The sequence below is a fragment of the Pseudomonas sp. RT6P73 genome, assembly GCF_054897715.1.
In genome coordinates this window covers 2,758,104-2,770,264 of record NZ_JBUBUV010000002.1, presented here as the reverse complement: position 1 = coordinate 2,770,264, position 12,161 = coordinate 2,758,104, and the positions used below count along the sequence as shown (strand labels likewise).

Here is a 12,161-nt window from a genome sequence, read left to right as displayed (position 1 = left end):
ACTTCAATTCAAGGGTGAGCCGTCACTGGCCGTTGCGCAGCGGCCTTGGCCACGACCCGGTCACTGGCGCCGGGCTTGAGGAAAATCGTCAGCACCACCGAGAGCATCAACGCGCCGCTCATCAACAAATACGAAGCGCCGGGCGACCCGGTGGAGCTGTTCAGGTAACCGACCAGATACGAACCGCCAAACGAACCCAGCGCGCCCATGCTGTTGATCAGTGCCATGGCACCTCCGGCAACGTTGGCCGGGAGGATTTCCGGGACGATGGCAAAAAACGGTCCGTAAGGCGCATACATGCAGGCACCGGCGATCACCAGCAGGGTGTAGGACCACCAGAAATGTTCGGCGCCCAAGGCGTAGGAGCCGTAGAACGCAATGGAGGCAATCAGCAGCGGCGGCCAGACGAAGCGTTTGCGTTTCTGCAATTTGTCCGAGCCCCAGGACACCAAGAGCATGCCGATGACCGCGGCCAGGTAGGGCAGCGCCGAGAGCCAGCCGGCTTCGATCATGTCCATCTGCGCGCCGGCCTTGAGGATCGACGGCAGCCACAACACAAAACCGTAGACCCCAATGCTCCAGCAGAAAAACTGCAACGCCAGGATGATCACTTTCGGCGAACGAAAGGCTTCGGCGTAGTTCTTCACCGCTTTGATGCCGACCTGTTCAGCGGCGAGGGCGCTTTCCAGATCCTGCTTCTCCTGGTCGGTCAGCCACTTGGCCTGGGCCGGACGGTCATCGGCCAGACGCCACCAGATAAACGCCCACAGCACCGCTGGCAAACCTTCGATGATGAACATCCAGCGCCAGCTGTAATGCTGCACCAGATAACCCGACACCACCGACATCCAGAGCATGGTCACCGGGTTGCCAAGGATCAGAAAGGTATTGGCCCGCGAGCGTTCGGCACGGGTGAACCAGTGGCACAGGTACACCAGCATCGCAGGCATCACTGCGGCTTCGACCACGCCAAGCATGAAGCGTATGACGATCAGCCAGTAGGCGTTGGAGACGATGCCGGTCAGTGTCGCCAGGCCGCCCCAGAGGATCAGGCTGACGAAGATCAGCTTCTTCACGCTGTGCTTCTGCGCATAGATCGCGCCCGGCACCTGGAAGAAAAAGTAACCGAGGAAGAACAGCGCGCCGAGCATCGACGACAGGCCCGGCGTGATCATCAAGTCGGCGGCCATCCCGGAGGCGGCGGCGAACCCGTAATTGGCGCGGTCCAGATACGCCAGGCTGTAGGTGATGAAGACGATGGGCATGATGTACCACCAGCGGCGGGTGGCGAGTGAGGCGGTTTTCATGGTGGTGCTCCTGAGCTTGTTGTTTTTGTCGCAGCAGGTAACGGGTCAAAGATCTTCAGTGACTGTGCGGGCCTCATCGCGAGCAAGCCTCGCTCCTACGGGTACCGCGTGATCCTGTAGGAGCGAGGCTTGCCCGCGAACAGCGGTCTCAAATTCGGCAAACATCTCGGCTCGGGTAGGCAACCCCTCCATATCCCCCCGACTCTGCACCGCACGGCTACCAATCCAGTTGGCCCGCTGCACGGCATCGGCAAAGCTGTGGTTTTCCAGCAAGGCGCTGATCATGCCGACGGCAAAGCTATCGCCGGCCCCAACCGTGTCAACCACCGTTGCCACCGGCACACCGGCGACAAACCCCTCATCCTGATGCGTGCGGTAATACGCACCATGCGGCCCGAGCTTGATGGCCACCGCTTCTGCACCCTGATCGAGATAAAACGCCGCGATATCCGCCGGGTCTTCAAAGCCAGTCAGTAACCGGCCTTCACTCAACCCCGGCAGTACCCAATGGGCGAGGGCGGCGAGGCGATTGATTTCGCGGATCATCAGTTGCTCACTGGCCCACAGGCTCGGGCGCAGGTTCGGGTCGAAGGACACGCTACGCCCGGCCTTGCGCATGCGGGTCATCAGTTCAAACGACATTTCCCGGGCCGACGCCGACAGCGCTGGAGGAATACCGGTGGCGTGCAAATGCCGAGCGTTGAGCAATGCCGGGGAGATCGACTGCACCGACAAATGACTGGCCGCCGAACCGCGACGGAAATACTCGACCGCCGGATCGCTGCCATCCTCAGTGCGGGACTTGAGCTGAAACCCGGTCGGGTGCGCCGGGTCGATGGCGACGTGGGTGCAATCCAGGCGTTCTTTTTCCAACGTGTCGACGACAAACCGCCCCAGCGAATCAGCACCGACACGGCTCAACCACGCCACGTTGAAACCCAGCCGCGACAGGCCAATCGCGACGTTGCTGTCCGCCCCGGCAATGCGCTTGTGGAATTGGCTGACGGCCGCCAGATCACCGTTCTGCTCGGCGACAAACATCGCCATGGTTTCGCCGAACGAAAGGATGTCGAACTCAGACATGAGCATTCTCCAGGCGGGATTGGCCGAGGCGGGCGAGGGTGGCGACGTGGTCGGTGGTCAACTGCACCAGGTCATCGCCTTGCAGCGGATATTCCGCTGCCCGCATAACGCCTTGGGCCATGTGCCGCAGCAGCTGTTCCCACAGATGCACATCGCTGGCAGCCGGCGGCACGGCGACCAGTTTGCCGTCGGCCCGGCGTGCAACGGCTTTGCAATGCACATAGCCGACATGCCGGCCGAGCAACCGCGCAGCGCTGGCGGCGGACTGGTCCTGCCATTGCCAGTTGCCGATGTCGAAGGTCATTTTGATCGGCAGATTGTGCTGCTCAACATCGCCGAAGAAGCGTTGAAACGGTTCGATCCGGCCCCCGTGCAAGGTCTGGTCGTTTTCTACCAGCAGTTGCACCGGGCTTTGCGCGAGGATTCGGCTCAAGGCCTGTAGATCGTTGTTGTCGGTGAAGTAACCCAGGGAGACTTTCAGCCATTTTGCGCCGAACGTTTCGGCGCGCTGGAGGGTGGTGATCAGCTCCGCATTGGGCTTCGACTGGCCGGCCAGCCACAGTTCCATCGGCGAGGAATAGATGCTTTCCAGACCGTGGGATTGGGTAGCGTCGGCCAGTTGCGACGGGTTTTCATGGGTCATCAATTCTTCACGCCATTCAATGCCCGTGGCACCGGCCGCGGCCAATACCTCGATAAAACTGCCTTGGCCGCGTTGACGGACCAGGTCGGCGCCGTAGCTCGACAGGCTAATGGAGACGGGTGGTTTATTCATTGCTGTGCACCTCTGAAACCGGTTTCATTTTTGTTCAAAAAAAATGGCTGCTTAAATTATGTGGTGCTTTTCAGGGCCTCTTCGCGGGCAAGCCTCGCTCCTACAGGGGTATGCGGTGCTCTTGTAGGAGCGAGGCTTGCCCGCGAAGGCGTCCTCAAACTGAAACACACAACGCGGTCGACCCTCGCACAATCAACTGCGCCGAAAAATCCATCGTCCGCACCGGCCCGTCATCCCCGCGCAACCGCTTGAGCAAACACTCAAACGCACGCGCGCCAATCTCCGCCGTCGGCTGGGCAAGCGCCGTAATCCCGCTACCCACCAGCGGATACCAATCCAGATCATCCAAAGCGATCAGCCCGATATCCTCAAACAGATTGCACTGCAACTCACGCAACGAATGAGTCGCGGCCAACGCCGCAATGCCATTGGCACAGAACAACGCTTTCGGACCAGGGCCAGGTGTGTCGAGGAAGGTTTTCAGCTGCGCAGTCAGCTCACTACCGGTTTCCACCACCGTGCCGGCCAGCGTTGGCCGCTGCGCGATCTGCGCCTTGAAACTGCTGACCCGCTCAATCCGCGAACTGGTGCCGTCAAACGGTTCAGTCACCATCAATACGTCGCGATAACCGCGTTCCTGCAAATGGGCGATGGCCATTTCCACGGCGGCCGGGTTGTCCAGACCGACCAGATCACTCTCAAGCTGCTCGACCTTGCGATCCACCAGCACCATCGGCATTTCCCGATGCAGTTCTCGCAACTCATCGCGGTGGTGGCCCAGGGTGTTCACGATCAAGCCTTCGATGTTGTACGAGCGCAGCAACGCCAGATGCTGGCGTTCCTGCTCGTCATCGCGATCGGTGTTGCACACCACCAGGCTGTAACCGTGCTGACGGCAGGCGGTTTCCACGCCGTGCATCACGGCAATCGAATAAGGGTTACGGATATCGGCCACCAGCATGCCGATCAGGCGAGTGCGTCCACGTTTCAGGCCGCGGGCCATCTGGTTGGGTCGGTAGCCGAGTTGGGCAATGGCTTGCTCGATGCGCAAGGCAATGGCATCGGAGAGCAGGGCGCGGTCGTCGCCGATGAAGCGCGAGACGCTGGCCTTGGAAACGCCGGCGTGTTCGGCCACGTCGAGCATGGTGACGCGGCTGCGCTGGGCGGCGGAGAAATCATTCACGGTCTGAAACCTTCTTATTGGGTTTATACGGTTAAGTGCCAAGCACTGAAACCGGTTTCAGAAGACACCAGAAACGAATACGCCGTCAAGTAGTGAATGGGCGATGAGCCGATGAGCGCCGACGGATGGAGGTCACACCCAGACACTCAACCAGGCCGATACCAGCAGCAATAAAGCCATGCAGCGGTTGAAACGTTGCATCGCTCGCGGCGAGCGTAACCAGCGTGTGGAGCCTGCGCCAAGCAATGCCCACGCGCCAAGGCAAGGCAGGGAAATCAGGAAAAATGCCAGTGACAGATACGCCACATGCGTCAGCCGATGTTCCCTCGAACCGGCAAACACGCTGACGACGGCAAGCGCCAGCATCCAGGTTTTCGGGTTGATCAATTGCAGGCCGGCGGCGCCCAACAAACCAAGTCGCGCCTCGGTGTCCTGCGTGGCAAGGGCTTGTGCCGGGGTGCTGAAAATTTGCCACGCGAGGTAGCTCAGCCACGTCACGCCGATCCATTGCATGGCGGTTTGCACGGCGGGCAAAGCGCTCAGCGAAGAACCGGCTCCGGTGCCGACCACCAAAACAAGGGTGGCGGCGCTGGCACAGGCACCGAGGATGATCGGCAGGGCGGCCGTGAATCCGTATCGGGCGCTGTTACTCAGCACCAGAATGTTGGTCGGACCGGGCGTGATCGAGGCCACGAAAGCAAACAACAGGAAGGGCAGGAATGTCGGGAAAGAGGGCAGCATCGCGGGCAAACTCCGGAGAAGATCGGTGATGACGATCTTCACAATCGGCGCGTTACCTGTCTGGAAGATTTGAGCAGCGCTTGCGGTACAGCGCGGGAGTCAATCCATAGGCGCGGACAAACCAGCGGCCCAGATGACTTTGATCGGCAAATCCCAATTCCATGGCAACCGTGGCCGGTAGTTCACCGCGGGCCAGCAGGCGACGCGCCGTGGCCAGGCGTAATTGCACCAGATAAGCATGAGGCGCCATGCCGTAAGCCGCCTTGAACGCGCGGGTCAAACGGAAGCGGTCGACGCCCGTAACGGCGGCCAGTTGGTCGAGACCGATGTCGTGTCGAGCGTTGGCGTGCATGTACTCCCGAGCTTTCTGCGCCACCAGCGGCAGGCGCGGGTCTTCGCCGTAACGGGTGCGCCAGTGCAAGTGACTGGTCAGGCGTTCGAGCAAGCCGTCGATTGCGGTCTGGCGGACGATTTTCAGTTCGCCGCCATGTAAGGCTTGAAAGGCGAGGCTGGTGGCGTGAGCCAGTCTTTCATCACTGGCCAGCGTGTTGGCGAAACTCAATTGGCTGTTGTCTGGCGCATTGTCGAACACTGCGCTGAGTTCGCGCTTCAGCCACTGCGGATCGAGGTACAGCATGCGGTAGGTGAATCCGTCCTCGGTGGGTGCTTCACCGTCATGAATGTCCCCCGGTTCGAGCAGGAACACCTTGCCCGGCGTGCTCTGGTGCTTCGCCCGCCGGCAATTGAATTGCTGAACGCCTTGCTCGGTCACACCCACCAGATAACTGTCGTGCCAGTGTGGATCGTAAGCATGGCCTTCGAAATGCGCGCGCAGGGTCTCGATGCCGGTGTCGGCGTCCTGGGCCAAATCGAGCCAGTTGTGAGTGGTCATGCTGCACCTGCGAGACGGATTGCCGACTTATTTAACGCCCATGCCGGGAACAATGACTAGAACGTTTGTGCAGCGGTCAGCCAAATAACCCTGCCGCGATGTTGATCGAGAACCCGAGAATTGCCGTGTTGAACAGGAAGCCGATCAATGATTGCGCCAGCACAATCTTGCGCATGCTCCGTGTGGCCACGCCCACATCCGAAGTCTGCACCGCCACGCCGATGGTGAAAGAGAAATACAGAAAGTCCCAGTAATTGGGGGTTTCCAGGCCTTCAGCAAAGCGCAGCGCCAGGTCCTTGCCATCCCAGGTGTAGAACAGACGAGCGTAGTGCACGCTGAAAATCACCCCGATCAACAACCACGACCCGATGACGGTCAGCGCGGTGTAGCCGTAATGCAGCAGTTTGATATTGGTTTCCAGCTCTTTGCTGCCGGCCAGCTCGAAGGTGATGGTTGCGAGGCTGGCAATCGCGGCGATGCACACCACGAACAACACCAGCCCGGCGTTTTCGTCTTCGACCTCGGCAATGCGTTTCACGTCAGGCGCCTTGGCGCGCGCGGCGAGCCAGAGCATCAGGATCAGGTAGGTCCAGACCCCGACATTCCAGCCAATGAGGATTTTGCTGATGACCGAATCGGCCGGCGCCAGAATGCCTGCCGCAACACCAAGGGTAGCGGCGGCGGACAGACGAGGGTGGGTGCGGGCGAGGAAGGGCATGATTGCTCGATGGGCCAAGGTGATGCCAATACCTTAGCCCAGCGTCATGCGTTGTGGCCATAACGTTCAGGCCGACGATAGACACTGTAGGAGCGAGGCTTGCCCGCGAAGAGGGAATGTCAGTCGACCTCCAGGCTGAATGTAACGACCTCTTCGCGGGCAAGCCTCGCTCCTACAAGGGATGTGTGTTGTTTAGGTGACTTTATGGCGTTTACGGACCAGCTTCATTACCACCACAAAAAACACCGGCACAAACACCACCGCCAGCGTCGCCGTGATCATCCCGCCAATCACCCCCGTACCAATCGCTTGCTGGCTGGCCGAACTGGCGCCCGTGGCAATCGCCAATGGCACCACGCCAAGAATGAACGCCAGCGACGTCATCACAATCGGCCGCAACCGCAGGCGCGCGGCTTGCAGTGTGGCGTCGATTAAGTCATGGCCTTCGTCGTAAAGGCTCTTGGCGAATTCGATGATCAGGATCGCGTTCTTCGCCGACAGGCCGATGATGGTGATCAGCCCGACCTTGAAGAACACGTCGTTGGGCATTCCGCGAAACGTCACCGCCAGCACGGCGCCGAGCACACCCAGTGGCACCACCAGCAACACCGAGGTCGGAATCGACCAGCTTTCATACAACGCTGCCAGACACAGGAACACGATCAACAGCGACAACCCGAGCAGAATCGGCGCCTGGCTGCCGGATAAACGTTCCTGCAACGACAACCCGGTCCACTCCTGGCCTAACCCGGCAGGTCCCAGTGCAACCAACCGCTCGATTTCGGCCATGGCTTCACCGGTGCTGTAACCGGGCGACGGCTCGCCGGAAATGCTGATCGCCGGATACCCATTGTACCGGGTCAACTGCGCCGGGCCCTGGGTCCATTTCGCTTGAACGAAGGCCGACAACGGCACCATTTTTCCGGCTTCGTTACGCACGTGGATCTTCAGCAGATCAGCGACCTGACTGCGCTGATCGCCTTCAGCCTGGACCACCACCCGCTGCATCCGCCCCTGATTGGGGAAGTCGTTGATGTATGAGGAACCGACCGCCGTAGACAGCACATTACCAATGTCGGCAAAGGACACGCCTAGCGCGTTGGCCTGTTTGCGGTCGACTTCCAGCTGCACTTGCGGCGCTTCGGCCAGCGCGCTTTCGCGCACGTTCATCAGGATCGGGCTTTTTTCGGCGGCGGCGAGCAACTCACTGCGCGCTTTCATCAGCGTGGCATGACCGAGGCCGCCACGGTCCTGCAAGCGGAATTCGAAGCCGCTGGACGTGCCGAGACCGTCAACCGGCGGCGGCAGCACCGAGAAGGCCACGGCGTCCTTGATCTGGCTCAGCGCGATGTTGGCACGGTCGGCAATCGAACTGGCCGAGTCATCGCTGCCCCGATCCGACCAATCCTTCAGCGTGGTAAACGCCAGCGCCGCGTTCTGTCCGCTGCCGGAAAAACTGAAACCGAGGATCACCGTGCTGTCGCCAACACCCGGTTCCGTGGCGTTGTGGGCTTCAATTTGCTCCACGACCTGCACCGTGCGGTTTTTACTCGCACCCGGTGGTAGCTGAATGTCGGTGATGGTGTAGCCCTGATCCTCAACCGGCAGGAACGAGGACGGCAGGCGACTGAAACACAGGCCCAGACCGATCAACAGCACGCCGTAGATCAGCAGATAACGACCGGTGCGTTTCAGCGCATAGGCGACCCAGCCTTGATAACGCGCGGTCAATCGTTCGAAACCACGGTTGAACCAGCCGAAGAAACCGGTTCTCTCGTGATGGTCGCCCTTGGCAATCGGCTTGAGCAGCGTCGCGCACAACGCCGGGGTCAAGGTGAGCGCCAGGAACGCCGAGAACAGGATCGAAGTGGCCATCGACAGCGAGAACTGGCGGTAAATCACCCCGACCGAACCCTGCATGAACGCCATCGGAATGAACACCGCCACCAGCACCAGGGTGATGCCGATGATCGCCCCGGTAATCTGTTTCATGGCCTTGCGTGTCGCCTCTTTGGGCGACAGGCCTTCGGTGGCCATGATCCGCTCGACGTTTTCCACCACCACGATGGCGTCGTCCACCAGAATGCCGATGGCCAGCACCATGCCGAACATGGTCAGCACGTTGATCGAGAAGCCCAGCGCCAACATAGTCGCAAACGTGCCCATCAGCGCCACCGGCACCACCAGGGTGGGGATCAGCGTGTAGCGGATGTTCTGCAGGAACAGGAACATCACCGCAAACACCAGCAGCATCGCTTCGCCAAGGGTGTAAACCACTTTGGTGATCGAGACTTTGACGAAAGGCGAGGTGTCGTACGGGATCTTGTATTCGACGCCCGCCGGGAAGTAGCGCGCCAGTTCATCCATCTTCGCGCGCACCAGGGTCGCGGTGCTGAGCGCATTGGCGCCCGGCGCCAACTGCACGCTGACGGCGGTGGAAGGCTTGCCGTTCAGGCGCGTGCCGAACTGGTATTGCTCGCTGCCGATCTCGACCCGCGCCACGTCCTTGATGCGCACACTGGAACCGTCGGGATTGGCCTTGAGGACGATCTCGGCGAATTCTTCCGGGGTCGACAATTGGCCTTTGACCAGAATGGTCGCGGTGATTTCCTGGGTGGTGCGCGTCGGCAAATCGCCGATGCTGCCGGCCGAGACTTGAGCGTTCTGCGCGACGATGGCGGCGTTGACATCGGCCGGCGTCAGGTTGAAACCGATCAGCTTCTGCGGGTCGATCCAGATGCGCATCGCTCGTTCGGCGCCGTACAACTGGGCCTTGCCGACACCGTCCAGGCGCTTGATCTCGTTCATCACGTTGCGCGCCAGGTAATCACTGAGCGCCACATCGTCGAGCTTGCCATCGCTGGAGGTCAGGGTGATCAGCAACAGGAAACCGGCAGAGACTTTCTCCACCTGCAAGCCTTGCTGATTGACCGCTTGCGGCAGACGCGATTCCACCACTTTCAGGCGGTTTTGCACGTCGACCTGAGCCATCTCCGGGTTGGTGCCCGGCTGAAAGGTGGCTTTGATGGTGGCGCTGCCAAGGCTGCTTTGCGATTCGAAATACAGCAGATGATCGGCGCCGTTGAGCTCTTCCTCGATCAGACTGACTACGCTCTCGTCGATGGTTTGCGCCGAGGCACCGGGGTACACGGCATAGATTTCGATCTGCGGCGGAGCGACATCGGGGTATTGCGCCACCGGCAACTGTGGAATGGCCAACGCGCCGGCCAGCAGGATGAACAGGGCAACCACCCAGGCGAATACCGGGCGATCGATAAAGAACTGCGGCATAAAAAGCGTCCTGCTTACTGACCAGAAACCTGGGCAAGTGGAAGAGGGGTGTTGTCGATCTGGACTTTTTCACCGGGCTTGGCATGTTGCAGGCCTTCGGTGACGATGCGGTCGCCGGGTTTCAGGCCTCCGATGACGATCCAGCGATCGTTCTGCACCGCGCCCAGTTCTACCGGTTGCTGGCCGATGCGCTGCTCGGCGTCGAGCACCAGCACTTGAGCAATACCGGCGCTGTCACGTTGAATGGCCCGCTGCGGCACGCTGATGCCTTGCTGATTCACCGCTTGCTCCAGGCGCACCCGCACAAAGCTGCCGGGCAGCAAGTCGAGGTCCGGGTTGGGGAACTCGCTGCGCACGATGATCTGGCCGGTGCCCGGGTCGACGGTGATGTCGGTGAACAGCAACTTGCCCGGCAGCGGGTAGAGGCTGCCGTCATCCTGAATCAGCGTGGCTTTGGCCTGACCCTGACCCACCTCCTTTAACTCACCGGAGCGGAAGGCGCGGCGCAAGTCGTTGAGTTCGCGGGTCGATTGGGTCAGGTCGGCATGAATCGGGTTGAGTTGCTGAATCAGTGCCAGTGGCGTGGTTTCGTTCTGCCCGACCAGCGCCCCTTCAGTCACCAGCGCACGGCCGATGCGTCCGGAAATCGGCGCAGTGACAGTGGCGTAACCGAGGTTGAGTTTCGCCCGGTCCACAGCGGCTTTGCTGGCGGCTACATCGGCGGCGGTTTGCCGGGCACTGGCCCGAGCGTTGTCGTAATCCTGGCCGCTGATGGCGTTGCCTTCGATCAACTGGGCGTAACGCTGTTCTTGCAGTTTGGCCTGGAACGCATTGGCTTCAGCCTTGCGCAGCGCGGCTTCGGCGCTGTCCAGGTCTGCCTTGAACGGCGCCGGGTCGATACGGAACAGCACATCGCCTTTTTTCACGTCGCTGCCTTCGCGAAAGGCGCGCTGCAACACCACGCCGGCCACCCGGGCGCGGACTTCGGCAATCCGTGGTGCCGCAATCCGCCCGCTCAATTCGCTGGTGATCGACAGGGGCCGGGCTTCGACGGTTTCGACGCGAACCGTGGCCAGAGGCGCTTGTTCTTCAGCGTTCGAGGACTTGTCACAAGCGCTCAGCGTCAACGCCAAAGCCATCAGGCTGAGCTTGGCAAGCAGGTTCTTTGACATGTAAATACCCCAATAATGACTGCCCGCATCCTACGGGGAGGCGAGGAGAGTAGCGGTGAAGCTTTGTTGGTGCTGTGTGAAATTGTGTAAGGGTTTTACTCACGGGCGTGTGTGGGCGTATATCCTTCGCAGCTTGAAACTTTTTGCGACGGTCAGCCCGCCATCGCTAGTAGGCTAGCTCCCACAGGGGTTTGATGTGAGCACAGATGTTGTGAACATCCCCAATCTACTGTGGGAGCTAGCCTGCTAGCGATGGCGGCATGACAGTCGCCACTGCACTTTCTGGAAACACCCCATGCCCAACATCCTCCTGGTCGAAGACGACACCGCGCTCTCCGAACTGATTGCCAGCTACCTGGAACGCAATGGCTACTCAGTCAGTGTGATCAGCCGTGGCGACCACGTGCGTGAGCGGGCGCGGGTCAATCCGCCGGACCTGGTGATCCTCGACCTGATGCTGCCGGGGCTCGATGGCCTGCAGGTCTGCCGCTTGCTGCGCACGGATTCGGCGACGCTGCCGATCCTGATGCTCACCGCCCGCGACGACAGCCACGACCAGGTGCTGGGCCTGGAAATGGGCGCCGACGACTACGTCACCAAACCCTGCGAGCCCCGCGTGTTGCTGGCCCGGGTGCGCACGCTGTTGCGCCGCAGCAGCCTCAGCGAACCGCAGACCGCCAACGACCGCATCCTCATGGGCAACCTGTGCATCGACCTGTCTGAGCGCACCGTGACCTGGCGCGAGCAACTGGTGGAACTGTCCAGCGGCGAATACAACCTGCTGGTGGTGCTGGCCCGGCATGCCGGCGAAGTGCTGAGCCGCGACCAGATCCTGCAACGCCTGCGCGGCATCGAATTCAACGGCACCGACCGCTCGGTGGACGTGGCGATTTCCAAGTTGCGGCGCAAGTTCGACGATCACGCGGGCGAGGCGCGAAAAATCAAAACCGTATGGGGCAAGGGCTACCTGTTCAGCCGCTCCGAGTGGGAATGCTGAGA

Annotated in this window: 10 protein-coding genes; 1 reads left to right on the top strand and 9 read right to left on the bottom strand. The window is 60.8% G+C overall.

Annotated elements, in window-relative coordinates:
• Nucleotides 1-8: 8 nt before the first annotated feature.
• The 9 genes from ACYZT6_RS13270 to ACYZT6_RS13230 all read right to left on the bottom strand — a co-directional run bounded on the left by ACYZT6_RS13270 (nucleotide 9) and on the right by ACYZT6_RS13230 (nucleotide 11,162).
• Entirely contained in the window at nucleotides 9-1,307 is a 1,299-nt protein-coding gene (locus ACYZT6_RS13270) for an MFS transporter (RefSeq protein ID WP_462027280.1), read from the bottom strand.
• A 45-nt stretch (nucleotides 1,308-1,352) separates the two neighbouring features.
• Nucleotides 1,353-2,390: a sugar kinase gene (locus ACYZT6_RS13265; protein ID WP_462027279.1), complete on the bottom strand. Its 1,038-nt coding sequence runs from the start codon at nucleotides 2,388-2,390 to the stop codon at nucleotides 1,353-1,355.
• Nucleotides 2,383-3,165 (bottom strand): sugar phosphate isomerase/epimerase family protein, encoded by a 783-nt coding sequence (locus tag ACYZT6_RS13260; protein WP_462027278.1) that lies wholly within the window; start codon nucleotides 3,163-3,165, stop codon nucleotides 2,383-2,385. Before ACYZT6_RS13260 ends, ACYZT6_RS13265 begins: the two co-directional genes overlap by 8 nt.
• 154 nt (nucleotides 3,166-3,319) lie before the next feature.
• The gene (locus tag ACYZT6_RS13255) at nucleotides 3,320-4,348 is read right to left on the bottom strand and encodes a LacI family DNA-binding transcriptional regulator (RefSeq protein ID WP_462027277.1); all 1,029 of its coding nucleotides are present in this window, start codon (nucleotides 4,346-4,348) and stop codon (nucleotides 3,320-3,322) included.
• 132 nt (nucleotides 4,349-4,480) lie between these two features.
• Nucleotides 4,481-5,089: a LysE family translocator gene (locus tag ACYZT6_RS13250; RefSeq protein ID WP_462027276.1), complete on the bottom strand. Its 609-nt coding sequence runs from the start codon at nucleotides 5,087-5,089 to the stop codon at nucleotides 4,481-4,483.
• A gap of 52 nt (nucleotides 5,090-5,141) precedes the next feature.
• The gene (locus tag ACYZT6_RS13245) at nucleotides 5,142-5,981 is read right to left on the bottom strand and encodes an AraC family ligand binding domain-containing protein (protein WP_462027275.1); all 840 of its coding nucleotides are present in this window, start codon (nucleotides 5,979-5,981) and stop codon (nucleotides 5,142-5,144) included.
• Between the two features lie 76 nt (nucleotides 5,982-6,057).
• Nucleotides 6,058-6,699: a DUF1345 domain-containing protein gene (locus ACYZT6_RS13240; RefSeq protein WP_462027274.1), complete on the bottom strand. Its 642-nt coding sequence runs from the start codon at nucleotides 6,697-6,699 to the stop codon at nucleotides 6,058-6,060.
• Between the two features lie 192 nt (nucleotides 6,700-6,891).
• Entirely contained in the window at nucleotides 6,892-9,990 is a 3,099-nt protein-coding gene (locus ACYZT6_RS13235) for a multidrug efflux RND transporter permease subunit (protein ID WP_462027273.1), read from the bottom strand.
• Nucleotides 9,991-10,004: 14 nt separating this feature from the next.
• Nucleotides 10,005-11,162 carry an efflux RND transporter periplasmic adaptor subunit gene (locus ACYZT6_RS13230; protein WP_462027272.1) on the bottom strand — a complete coding sequence of 386 codons (1,158 nt, stop codon included), beginning with the start codon at nucleotides 11,160-11,162 and terminating at the stop codon, nucleotides 10,005-10,007.
• A 295-nt stretch (nucleotides 11,163-11,457) separates the two neighbouring features.
• Here ACYZT6_RS13230 and ACYZT6_RS13225 point away from each other — a divergent pair, with 295 nt between their 5' ends.
• Nucleotides 11,458-12,159: a response regulator gene (locus ACYZT6_RS13225; protein WP_462027271.1), complete on the top strand. Its 702-nt coding sequence runs from the start codon at nucleotides 11,458-11,460 to the stop codon at nucleotides 12,157-12,159.
• Nucleotides 12,160-12,161: the final 2 nt, after the last annotated feature.

What these genes read in the sequence shown, in the direction of transcription:
- ACYZT6_RS13270 (WP_462027280.1), bottom strand. Translation starts at nt 1,307, where the DNA reads ATGAAAACCGCCTCACTCGCCACCCGCCGCTGGTGGTACATCATGCCC.
- ACYZT6_RS13265 (WP_462027279.1), bottom strand. Translation starts at nt 2,390, where the DNA reads ATGTCTGAGTTCGACATCCTTTCGTTCGGCGAAACCATGGCGATGTTT.
- ACYZT6_RS13260 (WP_462027278.1), bottom strand. Translation starts at nt 3,165, where the DNA reads ATGAATAAACCACCCGTCTCCATTAGCCTGTCGAGCTACGGCGCCGAC.
- ACYZT6_RS13250 (WP_462027276.1), bottom strand. Translation starts at nt 5,089, where the DNA reads ATGCTGCCCTCTTTCCCGACATTCCTGCCCTTCCTGTTGTTTGCTTTC.
- ACYZT6_RS13245 (WP_462027275.1), bottom strand. Translation starts at nt 5,981, where the DNA reads ATGACCACTCACAACTGGCTCGATTTGGCCCAGGACGCCGACACCGGC.
- ACYZT6_RS13240 (WP_462027274.1), bottom strand. Translation starts at nt 6,699, where the DNA reads ATGCCCTTCCTCGCCCGCACCCACCCTCGTCTGTCCGCCGCCGCTACC.
- ACYZT6_RS13235 (WP_462027273.1), bottom strand. Translation starts at nt 9,990, where the DNA reads ATGCCGCAGTTCTTTATCGATCGCCCGGTATTCGCCTGGGTGGTTGCC.
- ACYZT6_RS13230 (WP_462027272.1), bottom strand. Translation starts at nt 11,162, where the DNA reads ATGTCAAAGAACCTGCTTGCCAAGCTCAGCCTGATGGCTTTGGCGTTG.
- ACYZT6_RS13225 (WP_462027271.1), top strand. Translation starts at nt 11,458, where the DNA reads ATGCCCAACATCCTCCTGGTCGAAGACGACACCGCGCTCTCCGAACTG.